We start from the raw sequence: 19,601 nt of genomic DNA on the forward strand, positions 1-19,601 counted from the left end.
TCAGCCATCCTGTAACGTCCGTCGATCCGTGACAACAGTGTCACCGCAGGCAACCTGGTCTACAGAGTGCACTGACCCGCCGAGATGTTCGATCGTTTCATCGATCGCCTCGAAATCCAGATCGTCGCCTTCGAACGTGACCTTGACATTCTGCACTTCCTGATCCAGTTCAATCAGAGACGATGTTACTCCGTCGACCCCCGCAATTTCGGCCAGTTGGTCGGTAAAGGTCAGGAGCGGCGGATCGTGTGGTTTCAGGACATCGATTACAAGGCGTCGGACTGCTGCCATATCTCAACACGCGCGGGGTTATGGTAAAAATGTGTGCCAATACCACCCTGTCATCGGACCACTCCTATCGAGGTACCTGACGGCGACGCTGTACATCCTCTATCCGAAGCGGGCAAGAAACTTCCGCAGGCGAGATGTTATTAGATCCCACTGTGTAGTTCATCGAACAGCGTCTCTGGATTACGATGCATCTGCAACGACATCGAGCCGACCAGTTCGCTGCGCGGACGCTGACACAGCAAAGGCTCAGAAGTCACAGTCACGGACGGGTGCAAACAGAAATCCGTCTTCAGTCACCCCGGAACGCCCTCCGTTGCCCAGATAGCTGACCGAGTGCAAACAAGCGACTCCCAGTATGTACGACACCATCCTGTTCCCGACTGACGGGAGCGACGCCGCAGAATCGGCTCTTGAATACGCGCTACAGATCGCAGCCGAGCACGAGGCGACATTGCATATCCTCAACGTCGCCGATACTGGCCGAGACAGTGTCACAACGATTCGTGGAGAGGTCATCGACGTTCTCGAAACAGAAGGAGAGCGCATTGTGGCGGAAGCCGCGCAACATGCGAAGGATGAGGGCGTCCCAGTCGTCTCGACGGTTCTCCAAGGAGACCCGCACAGGACGATACTCGACTACAGCGAACAGTCCGACATTGACTGCATTGTCATGCCGACACACGGACAGCGGGGGATCAAGCGAATCCTCCTCGGAAGCGTCACCGAACGTGTCATCAACACGGCGACGGTTCCCGTCATTGCGGTCAACCCCGCAGGAGAGCGGTCACTCGTGTATCCGCCGACACACGTCCTTGTCCCGACAGATGGCAGCCGTGGCGCGGGGGTCGCAGTGACACAGGGGATTGCTGTTGCAAACGCGACGGGGGCAACACTCCATCTGCTCCACGTTGTCGAGACCGGCGGTCTCGGGCTCGATGCACGCTCTGTCCTGAAGGAAGGGGAGTTGACTGATCGGGCGAACGAAATTATGGCCGAGGCAACCGAGAGAGTTGAGGAAACGTCGCTTGACTCGGTCACCACCGCCATCGAACACGGTACCCCATCAAAGGTGATTCGCGATTACATCGACGAGAACCAGATCGGTCTCGCGGTTATGGGGACTCACGGACAGACTGATTTCAGCAGGTACGTCATGGGTGGTGTCAGCGCGAAAATCGTCCGGACGTCCCCAGTTCCAGTGACGTGGGTTCGTGAGCCCGACGCTGAATCAGATGAGTAGGGCGGTTCGTGAATCTGTCAGCACATCCCAGAGCACGGGTCTGAGAAAGCGCTGCGTGTGCGGGACCGTGGTCGGACTCTGGATATGCGGGAGTGTTTAGTAACTATGGCCACCACCTAAATCGGATCATGACCACAGACGACTCACAGTCCGGTGGAGGAACGAGCAAGGTCGATGCCGTGATTCAGAAGTACGGTCTTGTCGGGATGGGTGCAGAGCTTGAGAGCCGATGGGTTGGTGACGAGGGAGAGGAACAAAGCACCCGCGACCTTGCGGAGTATTTCAATCAATCAGTGCTCGAATCCGCTATTGAAGGGGTTGACGCCCCGACATTGAGTGGTGATGTCCAACAGGTCTATCAGTCACTCAGTGAAGACGACGCCGACGCCCCACTCATACGCTCCCGCCTCGAACAGAGCGGAGTCGATATCGAATCCGTGATGGCTGATTTTATTTCCCACCAGACGGTGTATCGCTATCTCAAGAACGATCGGGGCGCGGCTAGGCCCGAGCAGACACCCGAAGAACGGAAAGAAAGTGCCATTGACAGAATACAGCGGCTCCGGGGGCGAACCACCGCCGTGACGAGGCAAACTATCGAGAGCTTAGAAAAAAACGACGCCATCTCAGCGGGCGATTTCAACATCATCAACGAACTGCAGGTACTGTGTGAGGACTGTGGCCGTAGCTACGATATTGTCGCATTTCTGGAACAGGGTGGCTGCGACTGCCAGTCCGAATGAGGGTTTCTTCCCAAGCAGGCACAGGAACGCTGGCAGCCCAGCCAGCGGGTCTGTAAGCAGACGCAGTTCCCCGACAGAAGGTAATCAGTCGAGCCTCGGGAACCGGGCGGACTTACAGTCGACGCTGCAGAACGCGTATTCCGTGACGTTGCCGGCCCCATCTCTGGTAGTGACATTTCGATACTGGACGTTTTCCCCGATCGGTGCTCCGCAGTGGTCGCAGTGGCGCGTTGCAATCGAGCTAATGACGACCCTGATAGATTGGCTCTCGACACTTTCGGGGGCTGCATTCCGGGCCTGGTCTGCGTTTGCGATGTCCGCTGGTTGTTGGCTACGATACTCCTGCGTGTTTTGTGCGTTCATGATGGTGCTGAGTGTGGATTTGTAGTTTGTGTCACAGCGCGTCGTGTGATGGGTCATCACGACCCGACAGCCGTTGGCCGGTGCTCTGGGGACCAGCCGGGACTGACGTTTTCCACCTGTGTGCGGACGTTTGCCCGCACTGTGGTGGTCTACGTCAGTTTAAAACTTGAAAAATGTAAAACCAGATGTAGAACGATCCGTACCGATCACGTGCCGGGACAGCGGGCTTACTTTCCAAGCCGTACAGTCGACGCCCGGATTCATATGCATGGATTCATTGGATGTACACTTAACAATTATGTGAGGGCTGTTCACACCCACCAACTACCGGCGTTTGCAGACAGCCCCGTCTCAGTAGATGAGTTGATGCACACTAACCAAATGATTAAATACAATAGTTTGTTATATATGTACATGGAACCGGGTGTCCAGACGGGAGAAGCGTCCCGGAAAACAATGGCAGCTACCGTCGTAGCGACCGGTTATACGTTTTTTATACTGCCTGCCTAGTAATCCGCGTAGACCATCGCAGCCCGGGCAGTACCCCGGTATCGGTGGAAAACGTCGGTGAGTCGATTATCGCGACTGTGGAGTAGTGTGGACCAGTCGATAGAACGAGACCGTCCCCCGTCAACAACGAATCGATACGAACGATGAATGGACAAAGTGACGCAGAACAGTCGTTAGCAACCGGTCGCTGCGCTATGGAAGTCAGCGGCAACACAACCACTACCGAGCTGATAATTCAAAATAAGTCGACCCGAGTCCTAGTTGGTGGGTCACCGACCTACCGCTGTGACTACTGTGGGCAGGTGATCAGCGAACAGATGAGGTACAGAGGTCTTACGATACGAGACTCAGGCGGAGAGATAACAGAGCATTTTTTCTGTGAAGAGGAATGCATGACATCGCAGTACCCCAATATCTGAGATTCCCGTTTTGTTTTCGACTGGTATAGACCACAAATATACAAAAATACAGTATATAATACACCACACTCATATTATGGGCTACGCAGACGGCAACCAAATAGTAAAAATTATCGAAGTAAAGGTTATTTCCTATGTATTTTCTCCAAAGAATAGTTTGAGCGTCCGTTTATTTCTATATACTTTATACAGATGCGCTATTTTGTTGCTCTACAGGATTGTTTGATATATAAATATCCCATGAGTGTTAATATTTAATGATATGAAATAAGGGATGGGTTTACGTGTGTCCACAAGCCATGTGAATTCATGACACAGTATAACAGCAGCAAGGGAATTCTGTACAAAGAGTTGCCAACAGACACAGCGAAACCCGAAGAAGACAGCAAGCTAAGCACCAGAGACGGCGGCGCAACCCAAACAGTCGCAAACGACTGACACTGGTTCATAGTCGACAGCCGCCTTGGACCAGTCTTCGGAATTACGTGGCCAGCAAAGGAGACGTGGAGTTCGCTTGCGGCGGTCTGTTCCGGAGTTACAGCTTCGAACCAGCAGGTAGTATCGTATGGGCCGTAATTGAGTGGCGTCTCCCTCAGTTTGGACGTAGATAGAGAGACTGAGGTCTCAATTCGGTTCAGTCAGGTGTGTCTGTGTATCGCTTTCCCTCTTGCATTCTGTGCGGCTTCCATTATCGATTCACTTAGTGTTGGGTGCGTGTGGACCGTTGAACCGATATCTTGAAGTTTTGCCCCCATTTCTATCATTGCCGCGATTTCTGCAATCAACTCAGAGGCCTCCGGACCGACAATCTGTGCACCGATCACACGTTCGGTTTCTTTTGCGGCGACGATTCGGACAAAGCCGTCCGTCCGGTTTGCTGTCAGTGCTCGACCAGACGCCTGAAACTGGAACGTACCTGTGACAGGCGTAATTCCCTCGTTCGCTGCTTCGGTCGCTGTGAGCCCGACGGTTCCGATTTCCGGCTCGGTAAACACGGCAGCCGGGAGGGCCTGATAATCGACTGCCGCTGGCTCGCCAGCGATTACTTCTGCTGCAACCTCCCCTTCTTTCGATCCCTTGTGCGCGAGCATCGGTTCACCAGCAACGTCACCGACTGCGAAAATGTGCTCCTTGTTTGTCCGACATCTGCTATCCGTTGGAATGAACCCCTGAGAACTGGTTTCGACGCCGGCGGCATCGATACTGAGCGTGTCAGTCACCGGGCGTCGGCCGACGGCAACGAGTATTCTGTCAGCGGTGAGCTCTATATCGCTATCGTGTGCCGCTCCGTCGGCGGGGACAGCAGTCAGAACGGCCTCGTCGCCAGACTCAGCCCAGCTGTCCGCGGTGTACCCGAAATGGAAATCCACACCCAGATTCTCCGCTCGCTGCCGGACTACCGAAGCAATGTCTTGCTCATAGCTGGGAAGCGCTTGCTCCAGCATCTCAACGACCGTGACATCGCTTCCAAGTCGGCTGTAGACAGTCGCTAGCTCCATGCCGATGTATCCGGCTCCGACGATTGCGAGTTCGTCGGGTACTGTTTCAAGGGTCAAAGCGCCGGCAGAGGACACGATATACTCGTCACCGTAGTCGAACCCCGGAATTTCAATCGGCCGGGACCCCGTCGCGATGATGCAGTATTCGAATTTTAGCGATTCAGACCCCTGTCCATCACCCTGGTGGACGATTCTGATCTTGTTTTCATCAGCAAATTCGGCAGTCCCTTGCAGCAGGTTCACGCCAGCTGCCGTACACAGTTGCTCGATACCGCTCGTTAATTGATCGACGACGCCGTCTTTCCAGTCCATCATCTCGTCGAGCGCAACTGTTGGGTCTGCGTAAATTCCCAGCTCCTCCGCGTTGCCCGCCTCCGCTGCCAGTTTTGAAGCGTTGAGCAGGGCCTTTGAGGGGATACAGCCACGGTTGAGACAGGCTCCGCCGTACGCTCCCTTTTCTACGAGCGTGACATCGAGGTCAAGCTGTGCGGCGCGGATTGCGGCGACGTATCCGCCGGGACCAGCACCAATAACCAGTACGTCAGTCGACGTAGTTACATCTCCGACAACCATTATTCTAGTAGGAGCAGATTTGGATTTCGCAGGTATTTCTGTACGGCATTCGTGAACTGGGCGGCGTCTGCGCCATCAAGCACCCGGTGGTCGAACGACAGCGAGAGGGTCATGACATGGCGGGGTTCTATCGTCTCCTCACCATCTCTTTCGACGACTCGTGGCTTCTTTTTTATTTCTCCCAGTGCCAGGATGGCGCTCTCCGGTTGGTTGATGATCGGGGTTCCGTACTCCCCGCCGATCCCGCCTATGTTCGAGATGGTAAATGTCCCGCCACGCATTTCCTCCGGCGAAAGACTCCGTTCTCTGGCCTTCTGAGTCTTTTCGTAGGTTTCAGCGGCGACTTCGAGCAGGCCTTTCGTATCGACATCCTCGACGACAGGAACCAGCAGGCCGTCATCAGTCGCCGTTGCGATACCGATATTGTAGTACTGTTTCTCGACGATTTCCTCGTTTGCTTCGTCGAGAGAGACGTTTATCTGTGGGTTCTCTTGCAGAGCCGCGGCGCACGCTTTCATCACGAACGGCAAATACGTCAGTCGGATATCGTGCTCCTCTGCCGCCTGTTTGAGGGCCGAGCGAGCGTCGACCAGAGCGGTAACATCAACCTCGTCCTGATGGGTGACGTGCGGGGCCGTGTATTTCGACTCCGTCATCGCCGAGCCAATCGTCTGCCTGATTCCGGTGTATGGCTTTCGAGATTCCGGGCGCGCTGGCTCGTCTGTCGCTGCTCTCCTGGCTACCGCTTCTCGATCCGTTTTCTGTGCTTGCTGGTGTGCCTCTGCGTACTCCCGGACCGTTTCGAGCGTGACAAAGGGTTCTCCGTCTTTTCGTTCATCGGTGGGAACGGTATTGAGGTCAATTCCTTCCTCCGCTGCGATGTGTCTGGTTTTCGGGACAGCAACGGTCGTTTCCCGGTCTGCCGTTTCTTGCATCTGTGCCGAACTGACAGACTGCGCCGGGGCAGACTGCTGATCTCGTTGCCCCGCGGCAGCGGTCTGCTGATTTGAACGCTCCTGAGTCGAGGACTCGCTCGCGTACGCGCGTATATCTGACTCTGTTATGCGCCCAGAAGACGAATCAGCAATGCTGGAAATATCAACGCCCAGTTCGCGGGCGAGACGCCGCACGGACGGCGGTGCGGGGACCTGGACGCTCTGGGTCACCGCTGGGTCCGACGGCGCATCTCCGGTTGGCTGTGGTGTAGCTTCGTCGTCGGTCTGGGAGCCACTTTCCGAGGTGGCGTCATCTGGAGGCGTTACTGCGGTTTCGTCTGATTCGTTTTCACCCTCTACTCGGAAGACGATAATCACATCACCGACTGGGACAACCTCACCTTCCGTAGCACGGAGTTCTTCGACAACACCGTCAACGGGGGACGGAACGTCGACGACGGCTTTGTCGGTCTCGACCTCCGCTACCGGCTGGTCTTCGGAAACTGCGTCGCCCGGCGCAACACGCCAGCGAAGCAGTTCGCCCTCAGCGACGCCTTCACCGACATCGGGGAGTTCGAACTCGCGTACCATGTTAGAAGTCGACTGTTTCGCGAATTCCGTCCTGGATACGGACCGCCTGTGGCAGGTAGTAATCCTCCAGTGAATGAAGTGGCATTGGGGCATCGAAGCCGGCGATTCGTTTGATTGGCGCTTCCTGATGCACGAGCGCTTCTTCTTGAATCGTCGTTGCGATTTCGGCCCCTAGTCCGCCAGTCTTCGGTGCCTCGTGGACAATCGCGGCTCTCCCGGTCTTCTTGAACGAGTCAGTGATCGTCTCTATATCGAGGGGAGACAGAGTTCGCAGGTCGATGACTTCGGCCTCGATGCCGTGTGACTGGCTGAGGTTCTCCGCTGCGATCAGGGCAGGCCGGGTCATAGCTCCCCACGTGTAGACTGAAATATCGCTTCCGTCACGCGGGACAGCAGCCTCACTCAGCGACACTTCATACGGTTTTGTCGGGACATCTTCACGGAAGGCGCGGTAGATCAACTTCGGCTCAAGGAAGATGACTGGATCCGGGTCGTGGATGGACGCCGCCAGCAGTCCCTTTGCATCGTAGGGCGTGCTCGGCGAGACGACCTTTAGGCCGGGCTCGTGCACGAAGAACGCTTCCTTCGACTCGGAGTGGTGTTCTGGGGCCCGAATGCCACCGCCGTACGGAGCCCGTATCACCATCGGCACCGAATACTGTCCCTGGCTACGGCTCCGGAGGCGAGCGGCGTGACTGACAATCTGATCGAAGGCAGGATACATGAAGCCCATGAACTGCATCTCGGGAACAGGCTTCATGCCGGTCTGGGCAAGTCCAATCGAGGCCCCGATAATGCCGGCTTCTGCCAGTGGCGTGTCGATGACGCGGTCTTCGCCGAACTCCTCGTATAGCTGGTCGGTTGCTCTGAAAACACCGCCGTTCTTCCCGACGTCTTCGCCCAGAACGACGACGCTATCGTCCTGCGACATTTCCGTGTACAGTCCGTCCTGTATCGCCTCCACGAGGGTGAGACGCTGTGCGTTTTGCCCCGTCTGCGTACTGGCTGTCGAACTCATTCCAGCACCTCCGAGAACGCGCCGTCGTCATACTTCTCGCGCAGCCGGTTCAGTTCGTCCCGCTGTTCTTCGAGCCGCGCTGGAACGTCCTCGTACACATGCTCGACGATGTTGTCCGGACTCGTCTCTGTCTGCTCCGCCGTTTCTATCGCCTCGCTGACTTCTTGTTCGATACTGTCCTGGATCTCACTCTCAAGGTCGGAATCGAGGATGCCCTCGTTGTAGAGATACTTTTCAATGCGGTCCACAGGGTCGCGGTCTCGCCAGGCCTCCTCTTCCGATTCGTCTCTGTAGACGGACGGGTCATCCGCAGTGGTGTGAGCGCCGAAGCGATACTGGACAGATTCGATAAGCGTTGGCCGCAGCGCTCCGGGAGCTGGATTCCGAGCTTTCTCCAGTGCCTCACTGGTGACTTTGTAGACCGCGAGCGGGTCCAGTCCGTCGACACGAACGCTGTCGATACCGTATGCCTGTGCCTTTGTAGCGATGGTTTCGCTCGCAGTCTGTCGCTCTCGGGGGACCGAAATCGCCCATTGGTTGTTGTTACAGACGAACACAGCAGGGACGTCGAATACCCCGGCGAAGTTCAGTCCTTCGTGGAAGTCTCCTTCGGAGGTCGCACCATCACCGAGATGACACAGGACGGCCGTATCCGTCTTGCCCTGTAGCTTGTGTCCCCAGGCCATTCCCATAGCCTGCGGAACCTGGGTTGCTATCGGAATATACTCCGGCATCACGTTGACACCTTCAGGGATTGCATATCCTTCCCGATAGCCTCTTAGTGGTTCGAAGAGGGATGCCAGCTCCATTCCGTGAGCGTACTTCGCCGCGTGCTCCCTGTAAGTCGGGAACAGCCAGTCTTGCTCGGCAAGCGCAAAGCTCGTGGCGACCTGTGACCCCTCCTGCCCGGTCATTGGTGCGTACGTCGCCAGTCGCCCCTGTCGCTGGAAGCTGATCGCCCGCTGATCGAAGTGACGGGCGAGCTTGATTGTCTCATACAGCTCAAGTAACTGCCTATCTGAGAGATCAGGGACAGACGCCTGCGGTAATACGTTGCCTTCAGCATCCAGTACCTGGACTAGCTCCGAGTCTTGTCTGACGGGCGCTGGCAAGTCCGCGTTTCCTGCTTCGTTTTTCATGTTCATTGTTTTCGATGATGTTTGTATATTCGATAGACGTTCCCTCGACAGACCCTGATGACCCGAACAGCCGCTGGGTACAGCTCTCCGAGCGTGTTCAAGGCTGGCGTTTTCCGCCAGGGCACAGGGACCACCTGTGCGCTAGCGGTCTACGCCAGTTTAAATGTCGAAAATGTAAAAGACGGGGCTGTGGCGGAGGGCAGTGCCCAGTCCATTAACTGCCGGGACAGCTGACCTGCAGGGCAGGCGGTAGGGTTCAAGCCCGGTTGCATATGTGAAGTCTGACATGGAAGATACTTATTGTTTGTGCGACAATCGTTCACACGTAACAGATACTATGCCGGTGTGAACGGTGACAGTTACTGGTCCGAAGCGGCGTGGAGTCAGGGGCTAAGTAAAATATATTGAACTATTATATTCACACCCTCCATCTTGTGATACTGGTAACAGAGCGTACATTCAAATGGTAATGCGGATGTATTGATATAACGGTGTGCTGTGAAGGGTCAAATATATCAAACTCCCATAATTTCGCTGAATCCGGGGCTGCAGCGTTGAAATCCGTGCACTGATTATGCGCCACCATGGACCCACCAGCCCGAAACGGCTCAACGGCCCGTAGAGTGTCTCACGTAGACTGTTTCCTTCGACAAAAAGCCCTCTCTAAGCCGGTGCTGGGCGACAGGAGCTACCCGCCGAGGAAGTCCTCGCGGACCTGTTGGTCGTTGAGAAGTGCCTCACCGCTGTCTTCGTGTCGATTCTGCCCCTGTACAAGGACATAACCGCGATCACACCGCCGCAATGCCTCTTTGGCGTTTTGTTCGACGAGGAGCACAGCGGTACCGGCGTCGTTGATCTCGTCGATGCGGTCAAACATCTCATCGACGAGATCCGGTGCCAGGCCTGCGCTGGGTTCGTCAAGCAGTAACAGGTCGGGATCAAGCATGAGCGCACGGCCCATCGCCAGCATCTGTTGTTGCCCGCCTGACAGTGTCCCTGCTTTCTGCTCCGACCGGGTTTCCAGTATCGGGAACCGGTCGTAAACAGCCTGTAGCCGCTCCTCGGGAAACTGATCGAGCGTGTATGCACCCATCTTGAGGTTCTCTGTGACCGTCAGCGGTTCAAACACGTTGTTGCTCTGTGGAACGAAACTCAACCCGTATGAGATGATGTCTTCCGGTTGTTCACCGGCAATGTCCCTGTTATTGAATACGATTTCACCCCCCATGTACGTCGTCAATCCGAACACAGACTTCATGACAGTGGACTTGCCCGCGCCGTTCGGGCCGACGATAGTGATGTACTCACCCTGTCCGACCTCCATGTCAATTTCTGTGAGAATCTGCAGATCACCGTACCCGGCGTCCAGTTGCTGTACTGACAGTAAGCTCATACTGTCACCTCTTCCCCGAGATATGCATCGAGGACTTTGTCGTTGTTTTTCACTGCGTCCGGTTGCCCCTCTGTGAGGACACTCCCCTGGTGCATCACGATGACCGTATCACAGTTATTCATGATAACGTCCATGTCGTGTTCGACGAAGAGGAAGGTGTAGCCCTGCTCTTTGAGCGTCTGCAACCGGTCAATGAGTTTCTCTTCGAGTGTTGGGTTGACTCCCGCAAGCGGTTCGTCCAGCAGTACCATCTCGGGATCGGTCATGAGCACACGCGCCATCTCAAGCAGCTTCCGTTGGCCCCCTGAAAGATTGCCGGCAGATTCGTGCGCGACGTGTTCGATCTCGAATAGTTCGAGCATCTCCCATGCTTGTTCTCGGAGTATCTTTTCCTGCTCGATGACCTGTGTTCTGGCTCGCGGAAGGACCGCCCGCCAGACTGCTTCGCCGGCCTGGTCCTGCGGTGCCAGCATCAGGTTTTCAAGCACGGTCATCTCTGAGAGCTCTCGGGCTATCTGGAAAGTCCGGACGAGGCCCTGATTTGCGACCTGATCTGATCGATACCCCGTTATTTCCGTGTCGTTGAACTCGACTGCACCCCCGTCTGGACGTTGCACCCCGGTAATGAGGTCGAATGTCGTCGACTTGCCCGCTCCATTCGGACCAATCAGACCAGTGATAGTCCCTTTCTCCACGTGGAATGAGACATCAGCGACGGCGGTAATACCGCCAAACGTCTTTCGCAGGTTCTTCACTTTGAGTATCTGTTCTTGCTGTCCGTTCTGGGTCTGGCCGCTCTGTCTTGCTTGTGCGTTCTTACTCATTGTCATCCTCGCGAGGCTCCTGTCGTGAGAGGTCAACACTCGATGCGATTGCTTTTCGATGACCCAGCAGACCCTCCGGATGCCGTTGCATGAGATACACCAGAACAATACCTAACAGCATAAGCCGGAGCGCAGAGATGCTCACATCCTGCACGGAATACGCCAGCAATGGTGTGACATCAAGGGTTCCTAACTCGGCGATAGCACCGACAAGCGTATCGGGAGCGTTGCTGAGCTGGAGGTACTCCGCCACAACCCGCCGGATGAACGAGGGGCCCTCGAAGAGCAGACTGGCGAACAGCGCACCGCCGACGATGCTTCCCGTTGGCGACCCGGTCCCACCGATAAACAGCGCAATGAAGATGTAGAACGTCTGTATCGGCTTGAACATCCGTGGCGATGCATACCCGCCAGAGAGACGCCAGAGAATAGCGATGAGCCCCATGAGCGCACAGCCGAGCGCGAATGTCTTGATCTTGAATCGGCGCGTGTCCTTCCCCAGGGCTTGCGTGACCTGCTGGTCCTCGCGGATGCTCTTGAGGACCCGGCCGAAGGGTGACTTCCCGAGGCGGATCATCAGCCAGTACAAGAGGCCGAGACAGAGGCATAACACAATCACGTACGCCCAGCCGATAACCAGCGTCTCCTCGATTCCCAGCGGTGCCACGACACTGAATATCGCCGTCCCCAGCGCATTGGGTGCTGGGGCTGTTGCGGCAGGGTCCGTGTAAAAGAGAATCCGGATCGGGTTCGATGGCAAGGACAGGCCCGTCGCACCGCCCGTTCCGAATGCAACGCCGGCAATGCGGGTGTTCGCGAACTCCGGCGCACGGAATGTGAGACGCACGATTTCCGAGAACGCGACAGTCACGATTGCAAGATAATCAGCACGGAGTCGGATCGCAGGCAACGCTGCGAGGCCGCCAATGACCCCGGTCACGAGTATCGCACCCAGAATCGCGACCGGAAGTGGCAGCCCGAAGCCGGGCGGACTGGCCGTCACTGGAGCGGTCAGTATCCCCATCGTGTAAACGCCGATGGCCATGAATCCAGCCGCACCGAGATTGAACAGGCCTGCGTATCCCCACTGGAGGTTCAGCGCGAGCGCTAACATAGCATAAATCGCCGAAAGGAAGGCGACGCGCCGGAGCGTGTTGACCGTGCCATTCAGTTGGAACCCGAGAACAGCACTGAAAAGCGCGTACAAGCCCCCGATAGCGAGGGCCAGGGCGATGAGCAAGCGCACGTCGTTGTTGCCAAGCCACCCCTCAGCCCGTGCCTGAATAGAACCCGTACTCATGCCGTCGTCCTCCCGCTGAACAGCCCCGACGGGCGCACGAGCAGCATGACGATCATCATAACGAACGCCGCGACCAGAAGGAAACTGGCCGGAATCCAGACGAGTGCGAGTCGGCTCACGATTCCGAGGATGACACCGCCGACCATTGCCCCGTAAATCGAACCGACACCGCCGAGGATGACCGCTGCGAACACCAGTAACAGCAGGTCCCATCCCATTGTTACTGTGAGCGTTCCCTGCTGTAATGCGATAAGAAAGCCTGCACACCCGGTAAGCCCGCCGCCGATACTCCAGGTGAGTTTGACGACGCGCTCTGTCGGGATGCCTGTGACTTTCGCGAGGTCTTTGTTCGCAGCCATTGCACGCATCGCCGTGCCGATTTTGGTGTACTGGAGCAGAACGTGGGTAGCAAGCATCAGGAGTGCGGCGACGACGACCAGCGTAATCTGGTGTCCGCCAAACGTAACACCCGCCAGAGTAAACTGGGGGACGTTTCCGCCTGTCAGTCCGCGGCTATCGGTCAGGAACGAGTAGGTGATAAAATTACGAAGGAACAGTGCGACACCGACGCTGGCGATCATCAGCGTCACACCGTCGGCGCTACGCATCGGCTTAAACACGATTCGGTCCAGCAAGAGCGAAAGGGCGGCTGTCAGGACCGCAGCGACGAGTAAGCCAGCCAGCAGGGCCAGTGGGGTATTGACGACGTTTATTCCAAGTTCGTTTGAGCCGACTGCAATCGGGCCGCCGATGAGGACAAGCGCTTCGACGGAAAATTCACCTAGCCCGGCAATCAGAAACGCCGCCGCCCATCCGGCGAACGCACCGCTCGTAATCAAGTCTCCGTGGGCAAAGTTCGCGAAATTGAGGATACTGTAGGTCATTGAGAGGCCGACGCCAGCCAGTCCAAGCGACATCCCGAGTACCAGGCCGTTCCAGAGATAACTCATGAGATCTGTGGCGGCAATTGCTCCAGTTCCTAGCTGTCGAAAGATATCGAAGACGAGAAACACGCCGATAACCGCGAATAGAACGAGTTCTGGGCGGTTGTACACTATATTCTGTCCACGGCTGTAGTAGTCTCGGGCCGCCATACGTTTGTGCTCTGTACCCAGTGTTAAAAATCTTGATGTAAAATCGTCATAGAATCCGAGAGAGGCGAAGCTGTGTCCCAATTTCTTGCTAGTACTACACATGGCAACAGCTAACAAGAATGAGTCAGTCTCTCTTTATCCAGCGGGGTTCTCCTGCGGGTGGCGTAGCAAGAGAGACACCGACACGGACGCAGACGCCCGCGACGAGAAATGTGACGCCGCTCGTCGGACGGGACAGTCAAGCACGAGTGCCAGCGGCACCCTACAGCGAATTCGTGACCGTTCGCATCACTTCCAGCGCCTCTTTCAGTTCAGCTGTACTCGTGGCATACGAAATTCGCGCCTGTCCCCGTCCACTCGGCCCAAACGCCTCGCCAGGGACCACGATGACATCGTTGTCCAGCATCTTCTGGGTCCACCCGTCTGGGACGTGAGGCATCGCGTAGAACGCCCCCTTCGGCACCGGCGTGTCGAGGCCGATATCCTCCAGCCCATCGAGGAGAACGTTTCGTCGTTCCTCGAAAGCAGACACCATCTCTCGAACCGGTTCCTGCGGGCCAGTAAGCGCCGCTTCGGCAGCGTACTGTGAGGGTGCGCTGGCACACGCCTGCACGTACTGGTGCACTCGAAGCATCCGCTCGATTCGCTCTGCACTGGCCGCTACCCAACCGAGCCGCCAGCCTGTCATCGAGTACGTTTTCGAGCACGCGCTGGCCTGGATTACCCTATCAGAGGTGGCAAATTCAGCCGGCGAATGGTGTTCACCGTCGAAGACAATCTTCTCGTAGACTTCATCGGAGAGGCAGATAAGCTCGTGTTCGTCCGCGATCCGCGCGAACTCTGCCATGTCTCGCTTCGATTGCACCGCGCCGGTAGGGTTCGCTGGACTGTTAACGATAAACAGCGACGTGTTCTCCGTGATGGCATCCTCAACGGCGGCGGGGTCGAGTGTCAGGTCGTCCCTGAGCTCGACCCGCTTTGGTTCGCCGCCGGCGAGTAAGACCAGTTGTTCATAGGCCAGAAATCCGGGGTCAGGGCAAAGCACTTCGTCGCCTGGCCGGACATGGGCCTCGATTGCAACGTGAATGGCCTCACTTGCCCCGGCAGTAGCAATGATGTTTTCGGGCGGGATGTCCTGCCCGTTGTCGGTGGCGTAGCGGTCACTAATAGCCGCTCTGAGTTCTGGAATCCCCTTGTTGGAGGTGTATGAATCACCCATCCCATCCTGAATCGCACTCACCGCTGCCTCCCGAGCGTGCTCTGGAGTGGGAAAATCAGGCTGGCCGAGACCCAGATTTATTGCGTCTTCGCCTGCCGCCTCGAAGACTTCACGGATGCCACTGATATCCATCGCTTCGACGCGTGCTGCGTACTGAGACATCAGTTCATGAGTATAACGGTATTTGATTATAGTCTTTCGGTTGTCTGACAATGACTATCGCACCAGTCCTGCCACAGAGACTGTGTATAGGACGACCTGAGTCACGGTTGTGTCACACCATCGTCCGAGATGACCGTCTCTGGAACACAGGCAACTGTGAGTGAGAAAGCCCAGCGACGTTTCCGTTAGACTTCGACCTGCTCGATGTTTTCTGTGCCGTTCTCTGTGTACCTGAAGTAATTGTACACGGCGCTGGCGAGGTCACCATTGTCATCGAACTCGACTGGGCCTGAGACTCCCTGATAATTGATTTCGGTCCCTTCGGCCGCAAGCGACACGCCCTCTCCCAGGGTTTCAGGGCCGACCGTTTCGCCACCGGCGTCTGTGACTGCCCGCATGTGATCCCGGACTGCAGTCCCGTCATCTTCACCAGCTGCTGCGCGTGCCAGCATGAGGACTGCCGCAGCATCGAACGATTGCTGATTGAACGGCCCCGGTGCAGAGCCGTACTCCTCCTCGTATGCCGACCTGAAGTACTCGATTCCCGGACCGGCCGAGGACGGATTGGTTCCGCGGACGTTTGTCATATCGTGTCCCACGTTCCCGGGCAAGTCATCGGCCCTGAGTCCGTCTGGGACCAGGATATCCATGTCCGCTCTGTCAAAGTTCTCGTAGAAGTTCCGGAAGATTTTGTTCCCGCTCTCGGGGTAGCCGATGATCACGAGCGTTCCCGGGTCGCCATCAAGAGCGTTTTGCAACTGTGAGGTGTAGGAGGACCGACCCGCCGAGTACGAGACCTGATTCAGCACCTCACCGCCGTACTCCGACTCGAACGTCTTGGTAAAACCGTTCGACAGGCCGTTCCCGTACGCGTTATTGAGAAAGAGGATGGCTGCACTCTCTTTCTCAAGCCGTTCGGCCGCTATCTGTGCCAGCAGCGACCCCTGCAGCTTGTCCGTTGGCGGTGTCCGGTACACAAAGTCGTTATCTTCGAGCGAGGAAACATCAGGCGACGTCGCCGATGGTGAACACATAACCGTCTGGTTCGGGATGGCAACGTTCTCGGCAACCTGCAGCGTCACTGACGACGCCAGTCCCCCGCAGATCATCGGATACCCGGCGTTCACGAGGGCTTCTGCACCACTCACGCCCCGACTCGGCTTGGTCTCCGTGTTCTCGAACTGCGTATCGACTGCGAACCCGTTGTCCGCGTCTCGGACCTGCTTTACAGCTAGTTCTGCTGCATCTCGAATTGCGGGGCCTACTTCGGACAGCCCACCTGTTACCCCCATTAGGATGCCCATGCTGATGGTGTTGCCACTACTCCCACCGTCTGTCGAACAGCCTGCGAGTCCGACAGCGCCTGCGGCACCAATGCTCTTCATGACAGTTCGACGGCTGACTGTATCGTGCATCGCAACACTCGCCATGACACAATCTTTCGTGATAAACGTTATTATGAACCGTAGCAAGTCTGCACAGGGACGAAAGGGGCCTCGAGAGGGTCTAAGTCAGGCACAGCCACTCCCGACTGTTCCGCTTGCGCTACTGTATTGTCCCTCGCTGCGGGCAATCCCTGTCCGATACCAGACGCACAGAGAGTCGAAACACTCTCGTCTGAACTGCTCGTGCCATACTGTCAGTACGTGCCACGTCAGAGTGGATAGCCGTTCGAACTTTCCGAACGGTGTCGACGGCAGGGCGTCGCAACACCTTCCGACCGGTACAGTGCAATCTCGACCCTCACAGGCACGTATTCGACACACCGCGGATTCGTGTGTCCAATCGCTCACCCGCGGTTGACTACCGATATTCAGAATGTATGACAGTTCTCGCATCGGTGGATAGTCTCAGGTTCGGCGCGCAGTGGTCACGCTCCAACTGGACAGCCAACTATCCGGACGGCGTTAGTATATAAACCGGCTGTAGTGTGATGCCAGTTCGAGCTACTCGAACAGCCAGGGCCCACGCACACTGTGACCTCGAAGAGTGGGTGTGTCTACGCCGCCGAAAGCCAATTCATTGAGGGATATACCTAAACTAGCTGAATGGTATAAAACGGGCCTACGTTCGCATTGCTATTACATTCATACGTTTGTAACAGCAGCTCCGATTGTGGCGCAGAAACTGTTACAGCAGTACCACTGTAATCAGTCAGCGGCCGTATCCAGCGCTATGGAGTACAGGTGGTCTACACAAGAGGTACAGGCGAATAGAGAGGGGATCCCCGACAATTCGTCCAATTTCTCTTGTTTTTCCTGGATATTCTACTATTCATATGATGGGAGCAGTCCTATTCGAATCAGTAGAACAGTTCTATTGAGAAAAACAGAGGTTACAGGCATCCAAAGTGAGTGATGCTCCCAGATTCCAGTGCTGTCTCATGATCGAATTACTTGAACAGCACAGCAAGTCAGTTGGTTTCGCAGGGACCCGAGCCCCCCATGCAGCCATAGCTGCTGTACCTTTGCACCCCAAACTCTATATCTTGGGAGTGACCCACAGTGAGACGTAACGCAACGATCGATAATGACAGCCAAATTTACTACGTATGACTGACACAGGAAAGCGCCTTGTCGAAGAACTGGACGAGCAAGGCGTCGAGTACGTCTTCGGATATCCCGGTGGTCGCGCCATCGAGATTCTTGACCACGTCCCGGATGCCGATGTGGAGATGGTCCGGCCACGCGATGAGCGGGAAGCCAGCGTCATGGCCGAGATGCACGGACGACTCACCGGGGACCCCGGGGTCCTCGCGGGACAAGGTCCCTGGATCGGGAGCCTCGGCGCAATCGGCCAGATGGAAGGAAAACTGGCTTCGTCACCGATGGTCGTCATTACCGAGGCCAGCGAGCGGGGCGACTATTCGACGCTCGCGCCGTATCAGCAGGCTCGCGGTGACTACGGTGGGCTGGACCTCCCGTCAGCGCTCGATGCCTACACCAAGGAAAACTGGTTCCCGCGCTCACCGACGGAGACGGTACGAAGCCTCCAGCTCGCGTTCAAACACGCGACTGCCGGCCGGCCCGGGCCAACGGCAATAATCCTCGACGGCGACGCCGTCACCGAGGAAATGCCCGACGACCCGATTCCGCCGGTCTGGGACGGCCACGATCAGGTGCAAAACTGGGACTCGCGACCGGCCCGTGAGGACGTCCAGACAGCGATAACAGCCCTGAGCGAAGCTGACCGCCCGGTCATCATTTCCGGCAACGGCGTTCACGCCGCCGACGCCTACGACCAGCTCGAAACTGTCGCAGAGGCGACTGATGCCGTCGTCACTACCTCCTATCTGGGCAAGTCGACGTTCCCCGAAACCCACGACCTGGCTGCGGGCGTTATCGGCTCCTTCGGGCACGAGGGCGCAAATCAGGTCGTCAGCGAGGCAGACGTCCTCCTCGTCGTGGGTTGTCGCATGAACCCGATGGACACGAACTGGCAGTCCCCGGAGTTCATCCGGCCTGACGAGCAAACTATTATTCACGCAGACATCGACACGCGCAACGCTGGCTGGGTCTACCCCGCAGATGTCGCACTCATCGGTGATGCGGCACACAGTCTCGACGACCTGGCGGCGAACCTTCCCGAGAGCGCTGGAAACGACTGGGCGCACGACCGTGCGGCCGCGGCGCAGGAGTCGTTTTACGCCCCCAGATGTGAGTCGGACGCGTCGCCAATCAAGCCACAGCGGGCGGTCAAGGAGATCGAGGCAGTGGTTGATTCGAAAACGATTGTGACCGCCGACTCCGGCAACAACCGATTCTGGTTGCTCAATTATCTTCAGACACCGGACACCGGGACCTACTACGGGAGTGGCGGCGTCGGCGCGATGGGATGGGCAACACCGGCCGCAGTGTCAGCCGCCATCACGACGGAACAAGAGATCATCGCCGTCGCGGGAGACGGTGGCTTCACGATGACGATGACCAGCGTGGAGACAGCCGTCGAGAACGGCGTCGCGCCCACGTTCGTCGTCCTCAACGACACCAGCCTGGGCATGGTCCGTCAGATGCAACACGAGGCGGGCGACATCGCTGGTGTCGAGTTCCACGACACTGACTTCGTGAAGGCAGCCGAGGCGTTCGGCGCTGATGCGACGCGGGCAGTAACGCCCGCTGAACTGTCGGCTGCACTCGAAGAAGGAACCAGCGCCGATGTCCCGTTCGTCATCGACGTTCGCATCGACCGCGACGAAGAGATGGTCGAGTCCCTCCAGTCGTCGTTCTACAAGGAAGTCGGCGGGCTGCACGAATGAAGTCCCGAGCATGGTTTAGCAAAGAATATAAAT

The 19,601-nt window shown here is 56.8% G+C and carries 15 protein-coding genes; 4 read left to right on the forward strand and 11 right to left on the reverse strand.

Annotation, left to right across the window (positions count from 1 at the left end; translation table 11 throughout):
- Window positions 1–291: a DUF211 domain-containing protein gene (locus DVK00_RS13795; protein ID WP_101351903.1), complete on the reverse strand. Its 291-nt coding sequence runs from the start codon at window positions 289–291 to the stop codon at window positions 1–3.
- A gap of 355 nt (window positions 292–646) precedes the next feature.
- Here DVK00_RS13795 and DVK00_RS13800 point away from each other — a divergent pair, with 355 nt between their 5' ends.
- From DVK00_RS13800 to DVK00_RS22285, 3 genes are all read left to right on the forward strand, one after another.
- The gene (locus DVK00_RS13800; RefSeq protein ID WP_121512698.1) at window positions 647–1,531 is read left to right on the forward strand and encodes a universal stress protein; all 885 of its coding nucleotides are present in this window, start codon (window positions 647–649) and stop codon (window positions 1,529–1,531) included.
- A gap of 128 nt (window positions 1,532–1,659) precedes the next feature.
- The gene (gene rdfA / locus DVK00_RS13805) at window positions 1,660–2,274 is read left to right on the forward strand and encodes a rod-determining factor RdfA (protein WP_121577872.1); all 615 of its coding nucleotides are present in this window, start codon (window positions 1,660–1,662) and stop codon (window positions 2,272–2,274) included.
- 1,601 nt (window positions 2,275–3,875) lie between these two features.
- The gene (locus tag DVK00_RS22285) at window positions 3,876–4,004 is read left to right on the forward strand and encodes a hypothetical protein (protein ID WP_255410436.1); all 129 of its coding nucleotides are present in this window, start codon (window positions 3,876–3,878) and stop codon (window positions 4,002–4,004) included.
- A gap of 200 nt (window positions 4,005–4,204) precedes the next feature.
- Here DVK00_RS22285 and lpdA read toward each other — a convergent pair whose 3' ends face one another.
- The 10 genes from lpdA to DVK00_RS13865 all read right to left on the reverse strand — a co-directional run bounded on the left by lpdA (window position 4,205) and on the right by DVK00_RS13865 (window position 16,698).
- Window positions 4,205–5,638, reverse strand: coding sequence for a dihydrolipoyl dehydrogenase (gene lpdA / locus DVK00_RS13820; RefSeq protein WP_121577873.1), 1,434 nt, complete (start codon window positions 5,636–5,638; stop codon window positions 4,205–4,207).
- On the reverse strand, window positions 5,638–7,164 hold the full coding sequence (locus DVK00_RS13825; RefSeq protein ID WP_101351909.1) for a dihydrolipoamide acetyltransferase family protein: 1,527 nt from the start codon (window positions 7,162–7,164) through the stop codon (window positions 5,638–5,640). Before DVK00_RS13825 ends, lpdA begins: the two co-directional genes overlap by 1 nt.
- A gap of 1 nt (window position 7,165) precedes the next feature.
- Window positions 7,166–8,182, reverse strand: coding sequence for an alpha-ketoacid dehydrogenase subunit beta (locus DVK00_RS13830; protein ID WP_101351910.1), 1,017 nt, complete (start codon window positions 8,180–8,182; stop codon window positions 7,166–7,168).
- Complete coding sequence (pdhA, locus tag DVK00_RS13835; RefSeq protein WP_121537133.1) at window positions 8,179–9,327, reverse strand: pyruvate dehydrogenase (acetyl-transferring) E1 component subunit alpha; 1,149 nt, start codon at window positions 9,325–9,327, stop codon at window positions 8,179–8,181. The genes DVK00_RS13830 and pdhA overlap by 4 nt, the downstream gene beginning before the upstream one ends.
- Window positions 9,328–10,009: 682 nt before the next feature.
- Entirely contained in the window at window positions 10,010–10,714 is a 705-nt protein-coding gene (locus DVK00_RS13840) for an ABC transporter ATP-binding protein (RefSeq protein WP_101351912.1), read from the reverse strand.
- A complete protein-coding gene (locus DVK00_RS13845; RefSeq protein WP_121577935.1) occupies window positions 10,711–11,538 on the reverse strand; it encodes an ABC transporter ATP-binding protein in 828 nt (275 codons plus the stop codon). Before DVK00_RS13845 ends, DVK00_RS13840 begins: the two co-directional genes overlap by 4 nt.
- A complete protein-coding gene (locus DVK00_RS13850) occupies window positions 11,531–12,838 on the reverse strand; it encodes a branched-chain amino acid ABC transporter permease (RefSeq protein WP_121577874.1) in 1,308 nt (435 codons plus the stop codon). Before DVK00_RS13850 ends, DVK00_RS13845 begins: the two co-directional genes overlap by 8 nt.
- Window positions 12,835–13,932 (reverse strand): branched-chain amino acid ABC transporter permease, encoded by a 1,098-nt coding sequence (locus tag DVK00_RS13855; protein WP_121577875.1) that lies wholly within the window; start codon window positions 13,930–13,932, stop codon window positions 12,835–12,837. The genes DVK00_RS13850 and DVK00_RS13855 overlap by 4 nt, the downstream gene beginning before the upstream one ends.
- A 262-nt stretch (window positions 13,933–14,194) precedes the next feature.
- Window positions 14,195–15,313, reverse strand: a complete 1,119-nt coding sequence (locus tag DVK00_RS13860) for a pyridoxal phosphate-dependent aminotransferase (protein WP_121512689.1) — start codon at window positions 15,311–15,313, stop codon at window positions 14,195–14,197.
- A 185-nt stretch (window positions 15,314–15,498) separates the two neighbouring features.
- Window positions 15,499–16,698: an ABC transporter substrate-binding protein gene (locus DVK00_RS13865; protein ID WP_121537330.1), complete on the reverse strand. Its 1,200-nt coding sequence runs from the start codon at window positions 16,696–16,698 to the stop codon at window positions 15,499–15,501.
- 1,166 nt (window positions 16,699–17,864) lie between these two features.
- Between DVK00_RS13865 and DVK00_RS13870 the strand changes: the two genes are divergently transcribed.
- On the forward strand, window positions 17,865–19,568 hold the full coding sequence (locus DVK00_RS13870) for a thiamine pyrophosphate-binding protein (RefSeq protein ID WP_121577876.1): 1,704 nt from the start codon (window positions 17,865–17,867) through the stop codon (window positions 19,566–19,568).
- Window positions 19,569–19,601: the final 33 nt, after the last annotated feature.

The sequence above is a fragment of the Haloarcula sp. Atlit-47R genome (assembly GCF_003665985.1).
Classification (GTDB): domain Archaea; phylum Halobacteriota; class Halobacteria; order Halobacteriales; family Haloarculaceae; genus Haloarcula; species Haloarcula taiwanensis.